We start from the raw sequence: 23,584 nt of genomic DNA on the forward strand, positions 1-23,584 counted from the left end.
AGCGTTCGCGCACGTGACGATATGACATTCGTCAACTCGCCGATCTACGCTGCCGATATTCTAAGCTCGAGGCGAACGTCTAACACCCTAGCGGAACACACGTTGACATCGATCGGTGACAAGTGGGAAGCGGCGAAGGGACGACCCGCGGGCTTCGATCTCCTGCGCATCTCATTGGCAGTCGCCGTCATCCTCTGGCACTCAGTCGCAGTCTGCTACGGCGTATCCGCCGAACATTGGTTCTATGGCGGCTTATTGAAGCCTCTTGTCTGGTTTATTGTCCCCGCCTTTTTTGCCCTCAGCGGGCTTCTCGTTGCGGGAAGCCTCGAGCGGAACAGCCTTCCGGCGTTCGTCACGCTGCGGGTTATCAGGATATTCCCTGCCCTGACTGCAGAAGTCGTGATCTCGGCGATGCTGATCGGCCCGATCTTCACAAACCTCGCCCTGTCGCAATATTTTTCCGATCCCGACTTCTATCGCTATTTCCTCAATACAATCGGTGACATTCACTTCCATTTGCCCGGCGTATTCTCGGACCTGCCCGTACCGAACATGGTGAACAGCCAGCTTTGGACCGTTCCGCACGAACTCGAATGTTATGTTGCCATCAGTGCGGCCGCGTTAATCGGTTTGACGAGGCGTCACCGGCTCTTCTTATTCGCGGTCCTCTTCGTCGTGACCGCATTGGCGCTGCGTGACATCGGTGGCGGGAAGCCCGCCTCGCCTGCCGCTCCGCCTGGCCGGATGCTAGTTCTCGCATTCCTGTGCGGAGTGGCGCTGTTCCTGAATCGAACCCGGATCGTGTTCTCGCACTGGCTGCTACTGGCCAGCCTCGTTGGCTTCGTTGCTTCCGTGCTCGCCTCGAACCGCACCGGCGAGGATCTGGCCGCGCTCTTCGTCAGCTACCTCACGGTGTATCTCGGACTGCTCAATTTCAAAGTCGGACCTGTCACCCGGTTGGCCGATTACTCATATGGCATCTATCTCTACGGATTTCCGATTCAGCAGACAGTTGCCCAACTCTTGCCGAACTACCGCGTCTGGTACGTAAATTTCGGGATCAGCCTTGCCGTGACTTCAATCTTCGCAATTTCATCCTGGCATCTGCTCGAATCCAGGGTGATGGCGGGGAAGAAGCCGATCCTGGCGTTCGTCTCAATGCTCGTGGATCGAGTGAGATACATGATCGCAACCGTGTGGAGTTCGCTGTTTCGGCGTCCTACGGAAGCTTCCAAGCAGCCGCCGGCTCCGACAAACTGAGCCATATGGGAAGCCCCAGCCGGGAGCCAGGAAAAACAATCCAGCGTGCCTCACGTCCCCGAGAGGCGACGGGCCAGCCGACGAAATAGGCTCATTTGCCCATAGGTCGCGGGATTGGGGCCGATCCTTCCATCAGGCCGGTCGAGCCTCGAAATGACGTCGTGGTCCTCACTGGTCAGCTCGAAGTCGAACAGGTCGATGTTCTCGGCCATGCGGGCCGCGTTTGCCGATTTCGGTATCGCGATCGTGCCATTTTCGAGGTGCCAGCGAAGTACGATCTGCGCGGGCGAACAGCCGCACCGTTCCGCGATGGCCAGTATTCTCGGATTGTCGAGAGCCGCGCCCCTTCCGAGGGGACTCCATGCCTGAGTCACGATGCCATAGCGCTCGTGGATATTCCGCAGCTCGCGCTGCTGGAAGGCCGGATGCAGCTCGATCTGGTTGACCGCCGGTACGACGCCGGTCTCGTCCACGATGCGCTCCAGATGATCGGCCATGAAGTTCGATACGCCGATCGACCGAACGCGCCCCTGCTTCCGGAGCTCGACCAGCGCGCGCCAGGTCTCGACATAAGCCCGCCGCTCAGGGCATGGCCAATGGATCAGATAGAGATCGACGACGTCGAGCTGCAACCTTGCAAGGCTTGCGTCAAACGCACGCATTGTCCGATCGTATCCCTGGTCCTCGTTTCGAAGCTTGGTCGTGACGTAGACTTGATTTCTCGCCCGCTTCAGGGCCGCGCCGACTCCGCTCTCATTTCCGTAGTCTGCGGCGGTGTCGATCAGGCGATAACCTGCGCCGATCGCGGATGTAACGGCTTCCGGCGCTATCGCGTCATCGATCTGCCAGACTCCGAGGCCGAGTTGCGGCAATGCATGACCGTCGTTGAGCAACACCATCGGCACCCGGGTTGCAGTCATGGCAAGGTGCTCCCGCGTCGGCTCCGTCTGCTTCAACGGCCCCCCGGAGGCCGCCGATGGCAAGGACGGCCCGACTCCAGCAGCAGCAGCGGGCACCATGGCAAGATCGGATGCCAGCGCGTATGGCAAAGCGGCAGCGTCAACAACCACCGTCGGATGCAGCGGACGGCCACCGGTCCAGCCGTGAAGCATCTTGGCCTTCAACCAGTCACGGACTGTCGGCGTGCGGCTTTCAAAAGCGAAATAGAAGATTGCCGCTATGAGCAGGCAGGCCAGGATGAAACTTGCGTTGAGCCCGACCGAGCCCAGCGTGAATTCCTGCCGATCACTGGCAACGGTGACGTTCAGAAACAGCAGGATCGGGTAGTGAACCGCATAGAGGGAAAAGCTGAACTTTGCGAGTTCCCTGCCGGCTCGAAGAAATGAAGGCAGACGCACCTTCAGATGGTCTATGGCAACAATGCATGCGGCCGTGCCTATCCCGACCGCCATGCTGAACGAGGCCCATTGAGGGAAGAGGCCTTTCGAGGTGAGAAGATACAATCCCGCCATGCTCAAGAGAAAGCCGCAACACCACGCCCAGGCCGGAATAACCAGCGCATAGGCGATCACGCCGAGACACCAGACGAAGAAAAAGAAGAGAAGCTTGAGGCCGATATGCGTGCCTCCGGCGTCAAGGTGTTCGGCGAGCGCAAACAGTCCCAGGACGGTGACGATCATTGCGATATACCCCGGCTTCTTGCGTACCGAAATCAGCGCAAAGAACAGCACGTAGTACCAAAACTCGTTCGACAGGCTCCACAGAGCGACATTTCCTGCGAATTCCGGACAAGCTATCGTCTGGAGAAACAGGCTGTTGCAGATCGCAGCCGCCACGCCAACAGGCGCGTGAAAGATGACCTGACTGTCGTAGATGTCCTGATGCGAGGTCACATAGGCCTGCCACCCGCTTGACTGCCGCGCGGAGACATAGAGGCAGAAGGATATCGTCAGCGCGGGCAGGAGCACGACATAGAGGCGCGACAAGCGCGCAGAGAAATAGTCGGCGGCACTCAATCGTCCTCGCAAGCCCCTGACCAGAGCGGGGCCTCCCACGAGATAACCGCTCAAGACGAAGAACACGAGAACAGCGGCGGGGCCGTTCGCGCTGGCCGCCCACAGGATGGAGTAGACCATTCTGATCGCCGGGTCGTAACTCTCGCCCGGCAGCTTCTCCATGAACATCAACTGATAGGAATGAAACGTCAGGACCTCGACGGCGGCGAGGCCACGCGCAAGGTCAAGCCAGTCCGACAGACCGCTCGATACTCCGGTTTGCGCGCGAAAGCCGATCACGTGATGCCTTCCGTCTCGAACCCTCTCAGCGAACACAGAAGAGACGCCATTCCTCTCGCTTAGCTCCGACCTTTCCAATCGAGTTGACGATGCTCAATAATGGACGGTGCAAGAGTGTGAGGCGGAGACCTGTCGTCGCACGGATCGCGAGTACCGCTCTCGCCGGCGAGGGACGGTGCTCTAAGCTTCAAACGTCGGAAGCGGCAAGCGTGTCTCCGAGGCGGGACAATTCGACGCAATGTGCTCAATCTTCGATCGTGCCACGGCGAGCAAACGCCAAAAACAGCCGACGTTTCCTTGCGATAGCAACGACAGTGATCGCGCAGCTCTTGCTGCTTCAAGAGCCAGACATCACCATTGGAGGGCAATGTTGGGAGAAGGCCTCACTGGCACCCCATTCCGCAACAAAGCAATCACATTGATGACAGAATCTGTTGCGAGCGTGAATTTGCATATGCGCTTGGTTGCCTTCGTAAAGGGCGTTGCTCCGACAACCGCCTGCTCAAATTGAGTGCAACCACAAGAACCGCGAAGAGTTCGTTGCGACGGGTCGATTGAACTTCACGCCGGCTTGGTTCATGCTTTCGGGAAAGGCTCAACGTGATTCGGTAAGCCCGATTTCGGTAATGTAGGACAGTGGCCGCGGGGCGTTCGGCCGGTTCTTGCACTGTCGAGTATCAGCAGAAGCAGCGATTGGTTGGCGCGAACGGTGTGATGTCGATCACACCTTCTGGCCTCGCATCGTCGTGGTCACCCTTGAATGCTGTCTCACACACTCACATTCGAACAACTGGGAAGGTGAAATGGGGATTTCATTAGCAGAGCTGATCAAACAGAACACGCTTGGGCAGAGCGAGGGATATCCTGCCGATGTTCCGCACAGCTATAGTTGGTACAAGGGCTGGAATCCGGGTGGTCAGCTGACCCCGCCTGCCGGCTTCACCGCGGTCGAAGGCTGGGGACAGGTCTATACGGAGGAAGGGGCTCCCGCGTCTCCAAATGCGGACGTCGAGCTCGCGAACGCAAAGACCTACGTGCATATCAAGGAGACCGGTCAGTGGCTGCTCGTCCAGGACCAGTCCAAGCTTGGAATCGCAGGCGGGCATTTCGTCCCTGATTTCTCCGGCAATTCAGCTTACCCGATGAAGGTGACTCGCCTGTCAAGCGGAGCGGCGAGCTTTGATGCGCCTCCGACGGGATACAACGATCATTTCTGGTATGGAGCGCGCGGGACCTACACGGCTGGCACCGTCGACGGCGTTTACGTCCAGATGGACATGAGGACGACCGATCCCAACGCGAAGCTGGTGGGCATGGTCGGCGTGGACTGGTGGCGTAACGCGACAGCTCCGTATCTTGCCGACCACAGCAACAATCCGGGTATCGGCGGCAGCAACTGGATCGAGCTATCGACCCAATGGAAGACGATCGGCTATTATTCCATGAGCACTGCGGCCTTCCAGGCAAACCTGCCTCCGCCGCTGCTTGGATCGACTCAACCGCCTCCGGTCGAGCCTTCCGATACATTGGCGCCGGCATCGCCCAAGATCGTGGCAGTCACGCCGGATACGGGTACCGCCGGTGACCAAATCACCAACGCCAAGCAATTGACGTTGAGCGGAACGGCAGAAGCGGGCAGCACGGTCAAGGTATTCGAGGGGACGACCGTCGTTGGCACGGTCAAGGCCGGTGCGAATGGCACCTGGAGTCTGACCACAGCCCAATTGGCAGACGGGAATCATACCTTCAATGCGACCGCCACGGACGCTGCAGGCAACGTCAGTCAAAAATCCGCTTCCCTCAGCATGCGCGTAGACACGCTTGCGCCGGGGGCTCCCAAGATCACGGAATTCACGCCGGATAGTGGTACCGTCGGGGACAAGACCACGAATGCGAGACGGTTGACGCTGAGTGGTACGGCGGAGGCAGGCAGTACGGTCAAGGTCGTTGAGGGAACGACCGTGATCGGCACGACCAAAGCCGACGCGGGCGGCGCCTGGAGCCTGACAACGGCACAGTTGGCTGCCGGGAGCCACGCCTTTACTGCGATGGCCACTGACGCCGCAGGCAATGTCAGCACGAAATCTGCTGCCCTGAATGTAACGGTCAGCGGGGCTGTCACCTCGCCGCCGGCAAATGGCAAGAACTTGCTGGTCAACGGGTCGTTCGAAGCGAGCACCTTGGCACCCTACGCTGACGGACGCTGGGGAGCCTACAAGTCGGTTTCGGGCTGGACCGCGATCTCGGGCGGCACGATCGAGCTCTGGAACAATCTCGGGGGAGTCAGGGCGAGCGATGGCGGCAATTATGGCGAGCTCGACTATGTCGGCACGCGCGATGGATTCTATCAGGACGTAAAGACCGTCGCGGGACAAGTTTACCAACTGTCCTTCGATGCACGCTCGCGACCTGGCTTCAGCGGCGCGACCTGCTCGATAGAGGTGTTGTGGAATGGCTCAGTCGTCGCGACTGTTCCGCCTGGCACCGCCTGGGACAGCTACGACTTCAAGGTCGTGGGCACTGGCAGCAACGATCGCCTGACCTTCCGAGAGGTCGCCAGCCAGGGTGGCGACGGCTTGGGTGCTCTCTACGACAATATCGAACTCACCGTCGCCACCGCGACGCCAACCACTCCCGGGACCGCGGATCCGAATCTCCTGGTGAACGGATCGTTCGAGTCGTCTTCATTGGCGCCGCACGGAGGCGGCCGCTGGGGGGCCTTCGATGCCATTCCAGGCTGGCACGCCATCAGTGGCGGAACCATCGAGCTCTGGAACAATCTGAACGGCGTGAAAGCAAGTGACGGCGTCAACTTCGGCGAACTGGACTATGTCGGAGCCCGTGATGGACTTTATCAGGATGTGAAGACCGTCGCCGGTCAGCAATACGTTCTTTCCTTCGATGCGCGTTCGCGGCCGGGTTTCTCTAGCTCGACCTGTTCGATCGAAGTCCTGTGGAATGGCTCGGTCGTTGGCGTGGTTCCGCCCGACGGCAACTGGAAGAACTATGATTTCACGGTGACCGGAACAGGCGGACAGGACCGCCTGACATTCCGCGAGGTTGCGGGCCAGGGCGGTGATGGGCTCGGCGCTCTCTATGACAATGTCTCCCTGGTTGCAAAGCCGTCGAGCTCCACCTCGGCGACTCTGCTGAGCAGTACAAGTCAGGCAGTCGCCCTGATGAATCAGTTTGCCGCGACCGACGGAATCACGACCGCCGCAGTGACGAATGGGCCGCTCGCAACCGATACGAACGCCTTGCTCACGCAGACGCTCTCGTTGCCTGCCCAACACTAGTTTTCCGGCGATAGGCTGTGAGTAGACGCGGGGGCGCAGATTTGCGTCCCCGCGTTTTGCATTGGGACCGCCCCGGAGGAATGCCCTGCAGCCAGCAGGTGCCGCTCTACGAGCTACCCAGCGGAATTGATAGCCGTCAACTCGGGGGTGCTGGTTTCAGTTCAGATGATGCCGGGGCGAGCCTCTCCATGGCGATTGCCGCGACGATAGGTCTGACAATCGAAATCCATGACACACTCGGGACAAATCACGGAGTGTTCACCCGCGCCTTATGCGAGCGGGGCCGTGAGCACCGCATTTCCGGCCGAGACGGCCCGCCCTTACGTGACGATCGCAATTCCTACATACAACAGGGCCACGCTTCTGAAGGGATGCATCGCATCCGCCTTGGCGCAGACCTACCCTCATTTCGAGGTTCTCGTCTCGAACAACGCTTCGCCAGACGATACGGCACGGATCTTGGGCCAGTTCAGCGACGCACGATTGCGCGTCATCACCCAGGAAACGAATATCGGCCTGCTCCCGAATTGGAATGCATGCCTTGCGAATGCCAGAGGCGACTACATCATCTTCGTATCCGATGACGACAGGATCATGCCGGCGCTGCTCGAGCGATGCGTGGCGCTTATCGACCAACACCCGCAACTTCCGATTGTCATCACCCTGAGCAATTTACACGCGGCTTCGCTCGGTCAAACGCGTTCCCCGCGCGCCAGCCGGACGCTCGATACCGGCATTCGGGACGGCTCTGCGATTCTGAATGAGTTTCTCACAGACCAGATCACCGTCAATATGTGCGGCGTGGTGATGCGTACGGCCTTTCTGCGCGAACGCGGCGGCATTCCGCTCGATCTGCCGCACACCGCCGACGTCGCTGCGTGGGCGCCGCTGCTCCTTCTCGGCAAAGCCGGTCTCGTCAACGAGGCCTGCGCGACCTACACCTATCATGACGATTCCGAGACGGCCCGATTGGGGGTGGAGCGGCTTCTGCACGACGGACGCAAGGTCGCCGATTTGATTGCGCACACTGCGGAGACTCATGTTCATGACGCGCAATTGCGTGAGACCATCCAGCTCCAGGCTTGGCGTTGCTTTGCGCGTCGAGGCCTGATCACGTTGACGGATTTTCGTAAGAGCGGCGCGAGCATGCTCGACATGTTGAGCATGGCTTGGCACTTTCGCCGGGATCTCCAGGGCGCGAGCGTGCAAGCCATCCTTCGTTTCGCTGCCATCACCCTTTGTCCGCCGTCTCTCGCCGCTCGCCTGCGCCGTCTGAGGCGAAGCATCCCGGAACAACTCGCCTGACCGCAACGGTACGGATTATGGTCCGTCTCTGGACGAGACCGACGCCACGCGCGCGGCCGGCCGCAGTTTCTCGGCTTAAACCGTTATTGATACCTCTCAAATTCGCCCGACTGCGGCACCCATAGGCTGCGCCGAGAGTCAGATTCTTAGATCAAGCGGACCGGACGCGAGTTCAAGCGATGGTGGCCTGTTATGCCTAACTCACTGACTGCATCATGAGCGCACCAGCCCTGCCCGACTCCCCCAGCCGCCTTCTCGTCGATCTCATGGTCATGGCCATGCGGGCGAGCGTCATGGGCTGCAAATTCGGCCTCGCCCTGTTCATTGCCCGCTATCTCGACCTTTCGTCGCTGGGTCTCTATGGCCTCGCCGCCGGCGCGATCGCGGCCGTTCCGATCGTGGTCAATCTTGGTATGAACCACTTGCTGATGCGCGACGCCGTCACGGCCTCCCCCAGCGAGATGATCGACAGCATGCGCCACTATTGGGGCTTCGTGACGTTTGCGTACACGGTTCTTCTGACGATAGCGACGCTGGTGACCGTCCTGTTCGGCACTCCGTCTCTCTGGATCCTCATCGTCGCCGTGATCATGTTCGAACATGTTGGCAACGACATCTTCTACCTGCTTTCCAGCCTGCAGCGCCACGTCTGGGCAAACGCCATCGGCTTCATCCGCGGGGCGGCCTGGATCCTCATCTATGTTCCGCTCGCGATCTGGGACTCCAGCTTCAGATCGCTTCCGTATCTGTTCGGCTTCTGGCTGGTGGGATGCATGGCTTCGGTGGGGCTGTTCGCTTTCCTCAGCCGGTCATGGCCGTGGCTGGCATCCTTCTCTCAGCCATTCAGGCTGTCCGTGATCACCGAGGCGATCCAGAAGTCCTTCCTCATGCTGTTGAGCGACCTCGGCTTCATTACGAGCCAGTACATCGATCGCTACCTGATCACACTGTTCCTGGGTTTGAAGGTCGCCGGCATCTACTTCCTGTTCTGGACCGTCGGCAGCTCCGCAACCACCTTCCTGGCGCTGGTCCTTCAACAAAGGCAGCGGCCATCGCTGATCAGCGCTTATCGGACCAGCGGCCCCTCCGCGCACCGCCAACTGGCCTGGCGCTTCCTGCAGACGACCGCACTCGCGACTGCGGCGCTGAGCACCGCGGTCGGATTTACATTCCAGGTGCTTCTGCCATGGGTCGCTCAGCCCGCGCTCACCGCCCAGTGGTCGGCGTTCTGGCTGATCGTCGCAGGACTGGCTGTTCGCTATATGGCCGATTTCGGCACCCTGGCCCTGTTCACGGCGCATCTTGACCGCCTGGTGACGGTCACAAACCTGACCTCCGTGGGCGTTCTCGTGATGGCACAATTGGCGCTGCTGCCGCTCGCCGGACTCCATGGCGCCGGAGCAGCAATCCTGTTGACGGCGCTCATCATGCTACTGTGGCGCTATTCGTTGCTGTTCGGCTTCCCGATCTCGAACGGCTATTCCCGCCGCGTGGGCGCCTGATTGCAGGTCTGGAGCGACCTCGGAAATCCTAGTGGTAGCTGAGACCATCGGCGTAATCGGTCCGCCTGAACAGGCAATCCACCTCGAGCAGTGACGCAGGATCCTGGGAGTAGTAGGTCACAGGGCGCAACTGACTCAGGGTAAAGCCAGCCTCTCGCATGAAGCGAAGTGCTTCATCGAACTTCCAGGTATCCTCATAAAGATGGACCAGGGGCAACTCCAGTTGAACGCCAAGCAGGCTATGAAGCGAGTTTGCCGCCCCGCGCAGGACACTCTGCTCAAATCCCTGCGTATCGACCTTCAGGAACACGCGTTCGCCGGCAAACTCCTCGAATATCGAATCGAGCGTGGCGATCTCGACCTCGTCGATGCGGACGACCTCGGATTCGTAGATGCTGTTCCGGCCGATCTCGGTCTGGTTGACTATCGAACTCATGGCCGTGTTCTTGCTCACATTGATCTGGATGACACCATTGACATCGCCCAGAGCGGTATTTCGGCAGTCCCATTTCTGATCGGCCTCGCACCTTTTCTCGAGCCTTTTGAACACATCGAGCACGGGCTCGAAGGAGACGACCCTCCCCGTATACCCCTGCAACCTGAGATCTTGCGCAAACTGGCCCTCGTTCGCGCCGACATCCAGGACGAGATTTACGGAACGAGATTGGAGGAACTCCGCCAAATTCGGATGATGACGGCGAATTTCGTATCCTGCTGACCTCACGAATGATTTCAGTCTGTCCTTCACCAGCATGTCTCTCCTCCTGTCAATTTCGGTCCAGCTTCGGCGAGGCCGTTGATATCGCGGACGGGTTGGGCAAGCGGCTCACCGCCAGCCGAATTGGCTCCGACGCCATCTCAGGAGCGGCGACACGATGGCTCTCCCAACCTGGGTCCGCCGCAGACCGACCTTCACCAGGTCGAAGGCCGGCGATGGAAGCGGAGGCATCAGATCATCGCGTGTGACGAAATTCCCGTCGCCCCGATCAACGTCGCATTCGGCGGCCTCCCTCACGCGATCGCGCCAGGATGCGAGCTCGTGCAGGGGCATCGTCCCCTTGTCCGTCCAGTCGGGCTGCAGACCCTTCGCAAGCGCCCGGTTCGCCTCGTGCTTGAACAGTCCCGGCTGCTGTTGACGTATCGCCAATCGCTTGGATATCTGCGCCGGCGAGCGATAGGGGAAATGCCTCAAACGTATCCGCGATGGAAACGTCCGCCCGCGATTGTGGGGCCAGATCAGTCCTCCCCAACGCAGATCGGCCCGATGGCGAACGAAGCGCGGTTCGCTCCAATTGTTCTGATAGTACCTGAGCCGTTCTTGCACGGGACGGGCGAGCCATTCCGTCGGATTCTCTTCGTAGTTCTTCAAATCGGCATCCGTGAAGTAGAAGTTCATCGTCGCCGAAAGAACGAATCCATAGCTCTGGGGCACGTTCGCAAGGAACTGCGCCGGATCATCGATGAAGAACTCATCAGAATCGAGCCTGCACCACCAGTCTCCCGGTGCAGCGACGTGCCGCCGCGTTTCGAATATTTCTCCCCGGAGCTCATCGGTAAAGGTCCGATCGTCATGGCCAACAAGCTCGATCCTGGGATGGCATTTCGCGAGATCCTGAAGCCTCTCCCAGGTGCCATCGACACTTCCATTGTCGAAGACGAAGATCCGATCGCTCCAGTCGAGAGCCGCTTTCAGCGTCTCTCCGACGATGTCATTTTCGTCTCGAACGCAACAAATGCTGAATATTTTCATGTCGGGCTCCCCCTTGGTGCCGGCGACGGTTACCGACGCCTCACATGGCAGCACTCGCGTGGCATCACTGTATTCACCCCTTCAAGGGAGGCATTCTGGGCGATCGTGCGCCAAGCGCGACGCTGTTTTCCTCGTAGTCGGCCCGTCCGGCAGGATGCAGCCCCTTCACCCCATCCCCCCTTTGAGCGGCGATCAGCAGGTTCTTGATCGGATCGTACTCCTCAATGCCGGAGACGGACCTCGACACCGGATGCATGGTGCTCCTGGCAATCTCGGGACCGAAGATGCCGCCCAAGCCAAGCAGAACTCCGCCAGCCAGGGCCAATGCGACCAGCTGCGAGACTTGCGGGAAGACGGGCGCTGTCGGCGTTATCGCCTTCTGCACCACTCTGAGGCTGGAAAGCTGGCTCTTCTTGGCGACCTCGGAGCTAATCTGCTCTTCGAGAATGCGCGTCGCATATTGTGCGGCAGCCGCCGAGGCGGTCGTCAGAACCCGCTTCAACCTGCCGTATTCCGCCTCTTTCGCGGAGAGCGATGCCAGCTCCTTATTTACCTTCTCGAGCTCGGTGCCGAGTTGATGCAGGAGTTCCATCTGACCGTTCAGTTCGGCATTCAGCTTCATCAACGTTGCCATGTTGTCCTGATAGACCTTGATCAGGAGCAATGGCGGCTGCTCCTCAAACTGCTCCGGCGGCTTTGCGACCGGATCAAGGCTCTTACGGCCATCTTGGCCTCCGAGCGTGGTAACCATCCGACTGACGGCCTTGTTCTGCGCGACGGGCCGCAGTATCGCCAATTGATCGGCGACGGACAGTTTCTGTCCCTTCTTGTCCTCGATCGTTCCACGCGTCGTGGCGATCAACGCCGACAGATCGCTGGCGCGTTTGAGCAGAAGCTGCCGCTGTTCGTCGACGGCATAGATGGAGGCCTCGACGGAGAAGCGCTTCAGATCTGCGGCTGCAATCTCGGCGTCCTCCTCCAGCCGCTTCGTTTGTTGCTGAAAGAACTCCTGTGCACCGGGCATCTGAACGTCGAGGCTTTGTACGGTGACCAACGTGTTCGCGAGCTCGTTCAGATAGCCCGCTGCGATCACCGGATCCTTGTGGCGAAACGTGATCCTCAACAGATCGGAGCGCCCCTCCTGTTTCGCATTCACGCGATCTCGCAAACTGAGAATGCCCTGCTGGTTACGCTCGATATCTTCTTCCGTTTCGTCAACGGGCTTCGCCCGCGCCTTCGTTTGCTCGGACTCCTTGGCGAACATGTCGCGAAGGTCGATCTCCCTGCCCCATGCCATGAATTTGGCCAGAAGCGTGGGGTTTGAATCGGACGATAATCTCTCGTATCCGACGTTCTTCGCCGCCTCCAGGAGGACCAGATCGATCTTGGCGATCCGCGACAGCGATTCCATCCGGCTTTGGAGGTCGATGCCCTCCCCGAACGGCGAGCCTGCCGCATTGCTGGAAGATCGTTCCTTGATCCCTTGGCCGGCGCGAAGCAGAACATATGCCTCGTAGCGGTCTCCAACGGCCGCGTAGTAAAGAAAGGCCGCGCCGGACGTCAGCAACAGGCACAGATAAATCACCCATTGCCGCCGCCATAACAGACCGAACGCTCTGGCGAATAAACTGCTCGTGTCACGTTCCACCGCCGACTCCACTTCTTTTGGCGCCTTAGCGTCCAACGAAGCGTCCGGGCAGGTATTGACGGCTGTCAACTCACACTTGGCAATTCCCGACATCTTGGCCGACAGGTCGGTCCCCAGTGGGTCGCTCCCGTTGGGAGCGGCGCCGCGGAACCGAAAGCTCAGAAGCGCGGAGTACGCTTGCCGTGAACGATCTAGCTCTGGGAAGAGAGGGAGCACCGCACCTCGCTTCCGGTTCTACGACCATGCAGGGCCGCTTCTTCGTGGTGACCTGCTTTGGCCTCGTGTTCCTGAATTGCCTGACCTTTCTCTATCATTTCACCGGATCGACTGTATTCAACGTCCTGAGCAATTCGACCAGTCTGCTTCTGATCCTGTGGTCGGCCCGCCACGTGCTGATCACGAACGAGAGAAGCTACTTTTACACTCTCCTGCTGGTGCTTGCCTGCATCTTCACGGGCGCGAGTTACCTCGTGAACTTCGGCGCCTTCGAGCTATCCGATGGTTTGAAGCTCGTCTCGATCTACTCGTTCTACGTCGCCGGCCGCGGCATGGCCGAGCCGATGCACCCGGCCGAAAAGCGTTGCGTCTATGTGCTTGCGGCATTGCCGCTGCTGTTCAAGGTGATCGGCCAGACTCAGGTCTACACTGGCATCGAATATCCTGACGTATTCTCCTACTTCCCGAACACGAATACGGCGGCGCTGTACTTCTCGGCCTTGTTCTTTGCCCTTTCTCCCTGGTTCGGAAACAGGGTCTTGATCGCCCAGTTCATAAACGCCGCCGTCATGAACCGCGTTGGGCCCGCCCTGGCAACCATCGTCTCGATCGGCCTCTGGTCCTTCTTTCCCTTGCGGCCACAAGTCTTCCTGGTGATCGTCCTGTTGGCGTGCGCCAGCGTTGCCGCCTACGCCGTCGGCGCGCTCGATCGACTGATCATCGGCTTGAATGCCATCGCGCTCATCTGGAACCTCGACCCCGGCACTGTCGCCCGGATGACGACGAAGCAGCTGATCGATTTGACCGGGTCGACGGACATGTCCGCGTTCTTCCGCATCACCCACTGGACCAACATCTGGCAGATATATTCGTCGCTGGGACTCGGCGGAATATTGTTCGGATATGGCGCGAGCCAGACCGGCGTCCTGACGGTCTTGCCGCTACCGCCGCACAATGACTACCTGCGCGTCCTGGCAGAGTACGGACTTCTGAACTTCCTGGTCTTCGTCGTCTTCGTCTTCAGCATCGTCCTTTCGCTGAAGGATCGGGCGGCGAAGACGATGTACACGGTGCTTCTCATCTACTTCCTGTCCGAAAACCTCATCGACAATTTCACCTCGATGACGCTGTTCTTTTGCTATGCAGGCCGGTTTACGTCGCCAAAATGGCCGGTACGCGACCCGTCCAGCGCGTGAGCGAGAAGTACGGTCGATGGACTTCTCGCTTTCCGAGCTCATCAGGCAGAACACTCCCGGGAATAGTGAAGGCTTTCCCGCAGGCGTGCCTCCGAGCTACAATTGGTATTACGGTTGGAATGACGGAGGGCTTTGGTCGCCGCCTGCGGATTTCACCGCGGTCGAAGGCTGGGGACAGGTCTATCCGAAGGTGGGCGCACCACCCTATTCAAGTCCCGGCGCGACGGTCGAGGTCGCCAACGCCAAGACCTACGTTCGCATCAAACAAGCCGGTGAATGGACGTTGGTCCAGGACCAGTCGAAAATGCAGCTGACTGGGGGACATTTCGTCCCGGACTTCGTTGGCAATGTTGCCATTCCCATGAAGGCCACCCCTCTGGCCGGCGCGACGATCGCCTTTGATGTGCCCCCGGCCGGCTACAACAATCATTTCTGGTACAAGGCGCGTGGAACTTACCCGGCCGGCACGGTGGATGCCGTCTACGTTCAGATGGAGATGAGGGTTACCGATCCGAACCTGCGTCTCGTGGCGATGGTTGGCGCCGACTGGTGGCGCGAGGCCCGGGCGCCCTATCTCGACGACCACAGCAACAATCCAGGCATCGGCGGCAGCAACTGGATCGAGCTTTCGAGCCAGTGGAAGACGATCGGATTCTATTCCATGAGCACTGATAGTTTCCGCGCGAACCCAGCTCCGCCACTGCGCGATCTGGTGAGAGAGATGCCGCCCGCGCTCCCCTCGACGCCTGCGCGGCACGGCGAAAATCTCATCCAGAACGGACAGGGTGAAACTGTCTCCACCTCCAGAGAGAAGCATACCACTGCGAACGGAACCGAGCGGTCCTCTCCAGCGGAAGAGACCCGGCAGCCCTCGATCAACTCCAGTTCACGCTCCATGCTCGGCGAGCCAGCCACGACGGTCCATACGTTGTCGAGCGACTGCCTTTTGGCTTTCGCCCTGACGCTGGGAGCATTGGCTCGAATCCGATGGAGCAATGAGCCAAGCCGCAAACGAACAAACTGGGCATAACAGCAGCAGTGTATCCTGATCGATCGGCGCGGAAATGCTGATGTATCTGATGTTTCCGCTCTTCGCCTGGGCGGCGGTCAGATCAAGGCTCGGTCTTCTCGCGGCGGCCTCGCTTGTTCTTGTCGCAGGCGGTTGGTCACTATGGCTGTCGGGGAGAGGCGGAACTATTCAGCCGTCGCGACACAGAATGTTGCGACCGTGCCGATTCAGTTGCTCGACTCTTAAGTCGCAGGTTCATTCTTGACGATCGTCAAGTCTGCAGCGCCTCCGACCCCTAGGATGGAAACGTTCAACTGGTTATGGGTCGGCCTATGTCTGACACCCGCCATTTCGTCCCGTTCCGCTCGCCGACTGCTGCTGCGCGTTTGATTTGTGTCCTCGAGCAATCCGTCTCGGCTTGGCTGCTGCCACTCGGCCTCATTGGAATTATCGCGATCTCTACGAGGAGTGCCGATGCGGCGAGTGGGAGACCGGACGCCATCGCGTCCGTGGGTCTCGCCTCGAGTGTCATCGAACAGAACAGCATCGGATACAGCCAGGCATATCCAGCCGGCGCCCCGAAGACATCGTCCTGGTGCAACGGCGCCTCCAAGCCCGAGAACGGCGAACCTCCCGCCGACTTCACTGCCGTCACGGGAATGGCGTCGATATTTCCAAAATTTGGCGCGGCCACACCGAACAAGAACGGCAAGATCCTCGTCGCCAACGGAAAGACCTATGTGCGCCTCCGCGCCACGAAGGAGTGGATCCTGGTACAGGATCAGACGGAGAACGAGATCGTCGGAGGCCATTTTGACGCAATGGTGCCCAAGAACGCTGCGCTCCCAATGAAGGTCGCGGTTCAAACGGATGGAGGCACCCTGGTCGACGGCCCTCCACCCGGCCGCAACGACCTGATATGGCTTGAGAGACGCGGCAGCTTCGCCGCCGGAGCTGTCGATTCTGTTTACGTCCAGATCGACATGAAGACGACGGACCCCGAGATGAAGGTGGTCGCCAACGTGGGGGCCGACTGGTGGCGTTCTTCGGACTTGCCGCACAACGGCGCCAACAATCGAGGAGCTGGCAACAGCAACTGGGTCGAACTCTCCGCAGACTGGTCCACGCTCTACTTCTTTTCGGGCAGCACCGCTCAGTTCGTCGCAGATCCGCCTCCTCCCCTGGCCGAGTCTCCGCTTCCTGCCTCAGCAGCTGGCGCGCAGCGCACGACAGCTGGAGCATCGCCATGCCTGAGGACCTTGGCGCCGCGATAGGCACCGACCTTCTCTCACGGTTCGTGCTCGCACGCTTTGTCGTTGGATTGTCGTCAGCTTCGGAAGCCATCTTTCTTTCGTAAGCGCATTGCCGCGTACAGTTTTTGGGATGAAGCCTTTCATGTCATTAACCACTTACGGTTCGAAGCACTCATCCTCGATGTTGACGAGGCGCGGCATCGCGCTGCAGAGACCGTTTCAGCCGGTCATCATGGCTGGCGACTTCCTGCTCATCCTGCTCAGTTATGCCATCGCAAACCTGATCCACCGCAAGTTATTGCCAGCGCTGGCCGAGCGAGACGTTTCGTTCGGCGTCGCGCTTCTCGTGGCAACGGCATTCGTTGCGATCGCATTTTTCAGAGGCTGCTACGACCGTCACAATCTCGTCAATACGAGCTCGCAATTGCGCATGGCCTCATCCGTGTGGCTCCTGTCACTCGCGATTCTGGTATTTTCTGCTTTCCTGCTCAGATCGACGGCCGAGCTGTCCCGCATCACCATCGTTCTGTTCGCAGTGGTTGGCCTTGTCGGCTTGGGCGGGCATCGCGCGATCTGGCGCCTCGCCCTGAACTCTTCTTTCGCGCGCAGACATTCCGTCAAGAGAAGAGTCGTGCTGATCAGCGGCGAGCCGCTCGACTTTACTTCGAGCCGCTTCAAGGATTTGCGCAGGAACGGCTTTCAGGTGGTGCGTCACTTCGTGCTGGACGCCGCGCTGAAGTCCGACGACGCAGCCATGGAGCGCGAGCTGGCGACTATCATTCAAAGCTCGCGCGCGGCAGGCGCCGACGAATTCCTTCTGGCCTTCAATTGGAACGACCTGCCACTGTTTCAACACATCGGCCAATGTTTGCGCCAGGTGCCGAAGCCGGTGCGCCTGCTGCCGGATTCCGAGATCGCCGACCTCGTATCGCGACCATTCGCACCCATCGGCGGATCCGTCGCGATCGAAATCCAGCGAGCGCCTCTTTCGGTCACAGAGCGGGGCGTGAAGCGCGCCGTCGATGTTGGTCTTGCCTCGGTCGGTCTTCTGTTCCTCGCGCCTTTGCTGATGATGACGGCGCTTCTGGTCAAGCTCGATTCGCCGGGCAGCATTATTTTCCGTCAGACACGCCGTGGCTTCAACGGCGAGCTGTTCGACATCTGGAAGTTCCGCAGCATGACGGTCTCGGAGAATGGCTCCGAGATCAAGCAGGCAAGCAAGCAGGATGCGCGGGTCACCAGGATCGGGCGGATCTTGCGCAAGACCAGCATCGACGAATTACCCCAGCTGTGGAACGTGCTGCGCGGAGAAATGTCGCTGGTGGGTCCGCGGCCGCACGCCCTCGCGCATGACAATTATTACGACCAGATGATCGGCAATTATGCCTGTCGTCGTCACGTCAAACCCGGCCTCACTGGCTGGGCTCAGGTGAACGGCTTCCGCGGCGAGACACCGACCATCGACCTGATGAAGAAGCGCGTTGAGTACGATGTCTGGTACGTCACCAATTGGAGCATTTGGCTGGACATTCGCATCATGATCCGGACCGCTGTAACGCTCACGGGTCAGGACGTCTATTGAGCCCCATGGCCGTCGGCCTGCCTACGCCGGCTCGGCGGTTCCCCTTCTCGATTGCTCGAATTGCACCGCAGGACAGCGTAGCCCTATGCCGTCTCGGGGCGATCTTACGTGGATCTGGAGTGCGGCATTTTTTATAGGAAGGCCATTGGCAAGCGCACGACCAAGAAGCGACAGACGCCGGCCCCGATACCACCTCGGCTCCTTGCCCACCTTCGACGCTGGTGGAATCGCAAGCTGATCGCGCAGTGCTTCGTTGAATTCAATGGCAAGCCGGTCGCCTCGGTGAAAAGGGCTTTAGGACCGCCGTGGGGCTTGCTGGCCTACCCGGGAAGGTGACACCCCACAACCCTACGCCATACCGCCGCGACATGGCTCATGCAGCGCGGCATGCCAATCTGGGAGGCGACGGGGTTCCTGGGCATGTCTCCCGAAGTCCTGCAAGACACCTATGGCCACCACCACCCCGATTTTCTGCAGGGAGCCGCTACCGCCATTGGTCAAAAGGGACGGTATGTTTCGGTGGTTGAAACGGTGGTTGACTCGGGAAGGACCAACGATCAGAAGGAAAAACCTAATGATTTCTGGTCGGAGTGGCAGGATTCGAACCTGCGACCCCTGCGTCCCGAACGCAGTGCTCTACCGGGCTGAGCCACACTCCGACAAGAAGGCGGCTTATAGCGTCGGGTTTGACGCACTGCAAGCGGCCGAGATGAGGAATTTTATCCCTGTGAAGACGGGTCTTGAAACGCTGATTTTGCCGGCTGGCGAGGCCGGCGCGGAAGCCGCCGCCCGGACCCTGGCGGCCGGCGGGCTGGTCGCGTTTCCAACCGAGACGGTCTACGGGCTCGGGGCCGACGCTGCCAATGCAGCCGCAATCGCCCATCTCTATGCCGCCAAAGGGCGGCCGGCGTTCAATCCGCTGATCGCGCATGTTGCGGACATCGCCGCTGCGCGCCGGATCGGCCGGTTCGACGCCCGCGCGCTGAGGCTTGCGGAGGCGTTCTGGCCGGGGCCGCTGACCCTGGTGGTGCCGAAGGCGGACGACTGCCCGGTGGCCGATCTCGCCACCGCCGGCCTCGACACGGTCGCGATCCGCATTCCCGCCCATCCGGTGGCGCAGGCGATCCTGCGCGCCTTTGGCGGCGCGGTGGTGGCGCCGTCCGCCAACATCTCCGGCCACGTCTCGCCGACGCTGGCCGCCCATGTCGAGAGCGACTTATCGGGGCGGATCGACCTGATCGTCGACGGCGGGCCGGTCGCGGTCGGCGTCGAATCGACCATTGTCGGCTGCTTCGAGGTGCCGATGCTGCTCCGTCCCGGCGGGCTCTCACGCGAACGGATCGAGGCGGTGCTCGGTGCGCCGCTGGCACGGCCGCCCGTGGAGGCCGAGAGCGACGACAGCCAGCCGCTGGCGCCGGGCATGCTGGCCTCGCATTACGCGCCGCGCGCCAATGTGCGGCTCGATGCGCGCGAGGTCATGCCGGGCGAGGCGCTGCTGGCGTTTGGGCCGTCGCGCCTGCCCGGCATTGACGATGCCGCGGCCGTCATGAATTTGTCGCCCACCGGTGATCTCGATGAAGCCGCTGCCAATCTGTTCGGCTATCTTCGCAGCCTCGATGCGCAAAGCCCGCGGGCGATCGCGGTGATGGCGATCCCCGAACAAGGACTTGGCGAAGCGATCAACGACCGGCTGCGCCGGGCCGCAATTGCCCGATAAGAAGCTTGAGCAGAGACACGAGAATGAACGTCAATAAATCCGCCACCCCGCCGCTTGCGCCCGAGTTGATCGACCAATTTCGCAAGATCGTCGGCGAGCGCCACGCGATCACCGATGCCGCCGACATCGAGCCTTACGTCACCGAGGAGCGTAATCTGTTTCACGGCCGCTCGCCGCTGGTGCTGCGCCCGGGCTCGACGGCCGAGGTCTCCGCGATCTGCAAGCTCGCCTCCGCGCACAACATCGCGCTGGTGCCGCAGGGCGGCAACACCGGGCTCGTCGGCGGGCAGACGCCGCACAATGGCGAGGTGGTGGTGTCGCTGCGCCGGCTCGACAAGATCCGCGAGGTCGACACCGCCTCCAACACCATGACCTGCGAGGCCGGCGTGGTGCTGCAGATCGCGCAAGCGAAGGCGGCCGAGGTGGACCGGCTGTTTCCGCTGTCGCTGGGTGCGGAAGGAAGCTGCACCATCGGCGGCAATCTCTCGACCAATGCCGGCGGCACCGCGGCGCTCGCCTTTGGCGTCGCGCGCGAGATGGCGCTCGGGCTCGAGGTGGTGTTGGCCGACGGGCGCGTGCTCAATTCGCTGTCGAAGCTGAAGAAGGACAACACCGGCTACAATCTGCACAACCTCTTCATCGGCGCCGAAGGCACGCTCGGCATCATCACGGCGGCGACGCTCAAATTGTTTCCGAAGCCGCGGGCGATCGAAACCGCCTTCGTCGGGCTGAAGTCGCCGGCGGCGGCGCTCAAGCTGCTGACGATCGCGCAAGGCGAAGCCGCCAATGCGCTGACGAGCTTCGAGCTGCTGTCGGAGATGGCGGTCGACTTCTCGGTCCGCCACGGCATCGACGTGCGCGATCCGCTCGCGGAGAAGCATCCCTGGTACGTGCTGATGGAGCTGTCCGCATCCAGCGAGGATGCCCGCACGCCGCTGGAGACGATCCTCGCCCGCGCCCTGGAGCAGGAGATCGTCGATGACGCCGTGATCGCGGCCAACCTCACCCAGCGCGCCGGCTTCTGGAAGCTGCGCGACGAGATGTCGGCGGCGCAGAAGCCGGAGGGCGGCTCGATCAAGCACGACATCTCCGTGCCCGTTGCGGCCGTGCCTGCCTTCATCGCCGAGGCAGATGCCGCGGTGGTGAAGCTGATCCCCGGCGCGCGGCCGGTGCCGTTCGGCCATCTCGGCGACGGCAATCTGCACTACAATGTCAGCCAGCCGATCGGCGCCGACACCGCCGATTTTCTGGCGCGCTGGCACGAGATGAACGCGGTGGTGTTCGAAATCGTGCTGCGCATGGGCGGCTCGATCTCGGCCGAGCATGGCATCGGCGTGCTGAAGCGCGATGAGCTGCCCGAAGTGAAGGACAAGACCGCGATCGAGCTGATGCGTTCCATCAAGGCGATGCTCGATCCGCAGGGCATCATGAACCCGGGGAAGGTGCTGTGAGCGCGTCGGTCTCGCCTGCTCCGCTTGCGATCGACCCCATCGCCGACGCCGATGTCGAGAGGGTCGTCGCGCTGTGGCAGCGCTGCGGCCTGACGCGGCCCTGGAACGACCCGCATGCCGACATCGCGCTGGCGCGGCGGCGGCAGAACTCCACCGTGCTGATCGGCCGCGACAACGGCGCGATCGTCGCCACGATCATGGTCGGCCATGACGGCCATCGCGGCTGGGTCTATTACGTCGCGGTCGATCCGGATAGCCAGAAGCGCGGCCATGGCCGCGCCATCATGGCGGCGGCGGAGGATTGGCTACGCGCGGCCGGAATTCCAAAACTGCAGCTCCTGGTCCGCCGCGAGAACGCGCAGGCCAATGCGTTCTATGGCTCGCTGGGCTTCGAGCTATCGACGTCCGTGATGTTCCAGAAGTGGCTCGACGGCCGCGAGACCACGCCAGCCAACTGAGATCCAGCCATGACCATTTCCGACCGCGTCCGCATCAAGGACGTCCGCGTGCTCTCGGACGGCTGGACCACGCTGAAGACCACGACCTTCGAGTACCGGCGCACCAATGGCGAGTGGCAGACGCAGCAGCGCGAGACCTATGAGCGCGACAACGCCGCCGCCGTGCTGCCCTACAATCTCGCCCGGCGCACCGTGATCCTGGTGCGCCAGTTCCGCCTGCCGGCATTCATCCGCGGCCATGACGATCTCTTGATCGAGGCGGCGGCCGGCGTGCTCGATGATGCCGCCCCGGAGGTGCGCATCCGCGCCGAGGCCGAGGAGGAAACCGGCTATCGCCTGCACCACGTCCACAAGGTGTTCGAGGCCTTCATGAGCCCGGGCGCCATCACCGAGAAGCTGCATTTCTTCGTCGCCGAATACGAGCCTTCGATGCGCGTCAGCGACGGCGGCGGCCTCGAGCACGAGGGCGAGGACATCGAGGTGCTGGAGCTCGGCATGGACGAGGCCTTAGCGATGATCACCGACGGCCGCATCATCGACGCCAAGGCGATCATGCTGCTGCAATACGCGGCGCTGCATGTGTTCAGGTAGGTGCGCTCTTCGCCCTCCCCTGGAGGGGAAGGGGTAAGAGGCACCTGCCGCGCGGCGAGCCATTGCGCAATGCAATTCTGTCCTGCGCCGCCGCTCTCCCCGTTGAGCAAGCCCAAAACTATCTCTAGTCTGGCCCCAACCAAGAACAGGAGACGCGCCCCATGTCTGCTCCGCGCGACGACGAATTCGGCTTTGCGCCCGACCATGACTCCCCCGTCCCTTACATGCAGCGCACCCGCGACTATTACGCGGCGATCGGCTACACCACGCCGTACCGCTGGGCGCATTACATCGAGGCGCCGTTCCAACCGCTGAAGAAGCCGCTGGCACAGTCGCGCGTGACCATCATCACCACGGCCGCGCCGTTCGATCCGGCCAAGGGCGACCAGGGACCGGGCGCGGCGTACAATGGCAGCGCGAAGTTCTATCAGGTCTATGACGGCGACACGTCCAAGCAACACGACCTGCGCATCTCGCACATCGGCTACGACCGCAAGCACACCTCGGCGACCGACAGCGGCACCTGGTTTCCGCTGCCGCAGCTCTTGAAGGCCAGCGCCGCGGGACGGATCGGCGAAGTGAGCCAACGCTTCTTCGGCGCACCGACCAACCGCAGCCATCGTGTCACGCTCGACACCGACGCGCCGGAGATTCTGTCGCGCTGCCTGGCCGACAAGGTGGATGCCGCGGTGCTGGTGCCGAACTGCCCGGTGTGCCACCAGACCACCGCGCTGGTGGCACGGCACCTCGAGCGCAACGGCATTCCGACCGTGATCATGGGCTGCGCCAAGGACATCATCGAGCACGCCGCCGTGCCGCGCTTCCTGTTCAGCGATTTCCCGCTCGGCAATTCCGCCGGCAAGCCGCACGACATCGCCTCGCAGGCGCAGACGCTGGAGCTGGCGCTCAAGCTGCTGGAGACGGCAAGCGGTCCGCAGACCACGATGCAGTCGCCGCTGCGCTGGAGCGAGGATGCCTCCTGGAAGCTCGACTACAACAACGTCGCGCAGCTCTCCCCTGATGAGCTGGCGCGCCGCCGCGCCGAATTCGACAAGCAGAAGGAGATCGCGCGCGGCAACCGCGCCGCCTGACGTC

Annotated in this window: 17 protein-coding genes, 1 tRNA gene and 1 pseudogene; 13 read left to right on the forward strand and 6 right to left on the reverse strand. The window is 61.2% G+C overall.

Going from position 1 to position 23,584, the window contains the following annotated elements; genetic code table 11:
* Positions 1 to 102: 102 nt before the first annotated feature.
* Positions 103 to 1,260, forward strand: coding sequence for an acyltransferase family protein (locus tag JQ566_RS16920; protein ID WP_249139519.1), 1,158 nt, complete (start codon positions 103 to 105; stop codon positions 1,258 to 1,260).
* Between the two features lie 50 nt (positions 1,261 to 1,310).
* Here the strand turns inward: JQ566_RS16920 and JQ566_RS34595 are convergent, their stop codons facing one another.
* Both JQ566_RS34595 and JQ566_RS34600 read right to left on the reverse strand, forming a co-directional pair.
* Complete coding sequence (locus JQ566_RS34595; protein ID WP_249139536.1) at positions 1,311 to 2,180, reverse strand: aldo/keto reductase; 870 nt, start codon at positions 2,178 to 2,180, stop codon at positions 1,311 to 1,313.
* 261 nt (positions 2,181 to 2,441) lie between these two features.
* Positions 2,442 to 3,551, reverse strand: a pseudogene (locus tag JQ566_RS34600) (acyltransferase family protein); the annotation flags it as partial.
* Positions 3,552 to 4,318: 767 nt separating this feature from the next.
* Here JQ566_RS34600 and JQ566_RS16930 point away from each other — a divergent pair.
* The 3 genes from JQ566_RS16930 (at position 4,319) to JQ566_RS16940 (ending at position 9,618) form a co-directional block, all read left to right on the forward strand.
* Positions 4,319 to 6,811 carry an Ig-like domain-containing protein gene (locus JQ566_RS16930; RefSeq protein ID WP_212373643.1) on the forward strand — a complete coding sequence of 831 codons (2,493 nt, stop codon included), beginning with the start codon at positions 4,319 to 4,321 and terminating at the stop codon, positions 6,809 to 6,811.
* 285 nt (positions 6,812 to 7,096) lie between these two features.
* Entirely contained in the window at positions 7,097 to 8,116 is a 1,020-nt protein-coding gene (locus JQ566_RS16935) for a glycosyltransferase family 2 protein (protein ID WP_349643330.1), read from the forward strand.
* 215 nt (positions 8,117 to 8,331) lie between these two features.
* On the forward strand, positions 8,332 to 9,618 hold the full coding sequence (locus tag JQ566_RS16940) for a lipopolysaccharide biosynthesis protein (RefSeq protein WP_212373646.1): 1,287 nt from the start codon (positions 8,332 to 8,334) through the stop codon (positions 9,616 to 9,618).
* 28 nt (positions 9,619 to 9,646) lie between these two features.
* Here JQ566_RS16940 and JQ566_RS16945 read toward each other — a convergent pair whose 3' ends face one another.
* From JQ566_RS16945 to JQ566_RS16955, 3 genes are all read right to left on the reverse strand, one after another.
* A complete protein-coding gene (locus tag JQ566_RS16945; protein WP_212373648.1) occupies positions 9,647 to 10,372 on the reverse strand; it encodes an FkbM family methyltransferase in 726 nt (241 codons plus the stop codon).
* Positions 10,373 to 10,444: 72 nt separating this feature from the next.
* Entirely contained in the window at positions 10,445 to 11,368 is a 924-nt protein-coding gene (locus JQ566_RS16950) for a glycosyltransferase family 2 protein (RefSeq protein WP_212373650.1), read from the reverse strand.
* A 73-nt stretch (positions 11,369 to 11,441) separates the two neighbouring features.
* The gene (locus JQ566_RS16955; RefSeq protein ID WP_212373651.1) at positions 11,442 to 13,016 is read right to left on the reverse strand and encodes a GumC domain-containing protein; all 1,575 of its coding nucleotides are present in this window, start codon (positions 13,014 to 13,016) and stop codon (positions 11,442 to 11,444) included.
* Positions 13,017 to 13,132: 116 nt separating this feature from the next.
* Here JQ566_RS16955 and JQ566_RS34980 point away from each other — a divergent pair, with 116 nt between their 5' ends.
* The 4 genes from JQ566_RS34980 (at position 13,133) to JQ566_RS16975 (ending at position 18,272) form a co-directional block, all read left to right on the forward strand.
* Positions 13,133 to 14,428 carry an O-antigen ligase family protein gene (locus JQ566_RS34980; RefSeq protein WP_212373652.1) on the forward strand — a complete coding sequence of 432 codons (1,296 nt, stop codon included), beginning with the start codon at positions 13,133 to 13,135 and terminating at the stop codon, positions 14,426 to 14,428.
* A gap of 16 nt (positions 14,429 to 14,444) precedes the next feature.
* A complete protein-coding gene (locus JQ566_RS16965; RefSeq protein ID WP_212373653.1) occupies positions 14,445 to 15,458 on the forward strand; it encodes a hypothetical protein in 1,014 nt (337 codons plus the stop codon).
* Positions 15,459 to 15,769: 311 nt separating this feature from the next.
* Positions 15,770 to 16,711: a hypothetical protein gene (locus JQ566_RS16970; protein ID WP_212373654.1), complete on the forward strand. Its 942-nt coding sequence runs from the start codon at positions 15,770 to 15,772 to the stop codon at positions 16,709 to 16,711.
* A 121-nt stretch (positions 16,712 to 16,832) separates the two neighbouring features.
* Positions 16,833 to 18,272 carry an undecaprenyl-phosphate glucose phosphotransferase gene (locus JQ566_RS16975; RefSeq protein ID WP_212374117.1) on the forward strand — a complete coding sequence of 480 codons (1,440 nt, stop codon included), beginning with the start codon at positions 16,833 to 16,835 and terminating at the stop codon, positions 18,270 to 18,272.
* A gap of 582 nt (positions 18,273 to 18,854) precedes the next feature.
* Here the strand turns inward: JQ566_RS16975 and JQ566_RS16980 are convergent.
* Positions 18,855 to 18,931, reverse strand: a tRNA-Pro gene (locus tag JQ566_RS16980).
* A 68-nt stretch (positions 18,932 to 18,999) separates the two neighbouring features.
* Between JQ566_RS16980 and JQ566_RS16985 the strand changes: the two genes are divergently transcribed.
* From JQ566_RS16985 to JQ566_RS17005, 5 genes are all read left to right on the forward strand, one after another.
* Positions 19,000 to 19,989, forward strand: a complete 990-nt coding sequence (locus tag JQ566_RS16985) for an L-threonylcarbamoyladenylate synthase (RefSeq protein WP_212373655.1) — start codon at positions 19,000 to 19,002, stop codon at positions 19,987 to 19,989.
* Positions 19,990 to 20,012: 23 nt separating this feature from the next.
* Entirely contained in the window at positions 20,013 to 21,440 is a 1,428-nt protein-coding gene (locus JQ566_RS16990) for an FAD-binding oxidoreductase (protein WP_212373657.1), read from the forward strand.
* Positions 21,437 to 21,898 (forward strand): GNAT family acetyltransferase, encoded by a 462-nt coding sequence (locus tag JQ566_RS16995; protein WP_212373658.1) that lies wholly within the window; start codon positions 21,437 to 21,439, stop codon positions 21,896 to 21,898. Before JQ566_RS16990 ends, JQ566_RS16995 begins: the two co-directional genes overlap by 4 nt.
* A 9-nt stretch (positions 21,899 to 21,907) precedes the next feature.
* Positions 21,908 to 22,489 carry an NUDIX hydrolase gene (locus JQ566_RS17000; RefSeq protein ID WP_212373660.1) on the forward strand — a complete coding sequence of 194 codons (582 nt, stop codon included), beginning with the start codon at positions 21,908 to 21,910 and terminating at the stop codon, positions 22,487 to 22,489.
* A gap of 161 nt (positions 22,490 to 22,650) precedes the next feature.
* The gene (locus tag JQ566_RS17005) at positions 22,651 to 23,580 is read left to right on the forward strand and encodes a glycine/sarcosine/betaine reductase selenoprotein B family protein (RefSeq protein ID WP_212373663.1); all 930 of its coding nucleotides are present in this window, start codon (positions 22,651 to 22,653) and stop codon (positions 23,578 to 23,580) included.
* Positions 23,581 to 23,584: the final 4 nt, after the last annotated feature.

This window comes from Bradyrhizobium sp. SZCCT0231 (assembly GCF_018130245.1).
Lineage (GTDB): Bacteria > Pseudomonadota > Alphaproteobacteria > Rhizobiales > Xanthobacteraceae > Bradyrhizobium > Bradyrhizobium japonicum_F.

Coding starts and splice junctions, on each gene's coding strand:
- JQ566_RS34595 (WP_249139536.1), bottom strand. CDS start 2,180: ATGACTGCAACCCGGGTGCCGATGGTGTTGCTCAACGACGGTCATGCA.
- JQ566_RS16930 (WP_212373643.1), top strand. CDS start 4,319: ATGGGGATTTCATTAGCAGAGCTGATCAAACAGAACACGCTTGGGCAG.
- JQ566_RS16940 (WP_212373646.1), top strand. CDS start 8,332: ATGAGCGCACCAGCCCTGCCCGACTCCCCCAGCCGCCTTCTCGTCGAT.
- JQ566_RS16945 (WP_212373648.1), bottom strand. CDS start 10,372: ATGCTGGTGAAGGACAGACTGAAATCATTCGTGAGGTCAGCAGGATAC.
- JQ566_RS16950 (WP_212373650.1), bottom strand. CDS start 11,368: ATGAAAATATTCAGCATTTGTTGCGTTCGAGACGAAAATGACATCGTC.
- JQ566_RS16965 (WP_212373653.1), top strand. CDS start 14,445: ATGGACTTCTCGCTTTCCGAGCTCATCAGGCAGAACACTCCCGGGAAT.
- JQ566_RS16970 (WP_212373654.1), top strand. CDS start 15,770: ATGTCTGACACCCGCCATTTCGTCCCGTTCCGCTCGCCGACTGCTGCT.
- JQ566_RS16975 (WP_212374117.1), top strand. CDS start 16,833: ATGTCATTAACCACTTACGGTTCGAAGCACTCATCCTCGATGTTGACG.
- JQ566_RS16990 (WP_212373657.1), top strand. CDS start 20,013: ATGAACGTCAATAAATCCGCCACCCCGCCGCTTGCGCCCGAGTTGATC.
- JQ566_RS17000 (WP_212373660.1), top strand. CDS start 21,908: ATGACCATTTCCGACCGCGTCCGCATCAAGGACGTCCGCGTGCTCTCG.
- JQ566_RS17005 (WP_212373663.1), top strand. CDS start 22,651: ATGTCTGCTCCGCGCGACGACGAATTCGGCTTTGCGCCCGACCATGAC.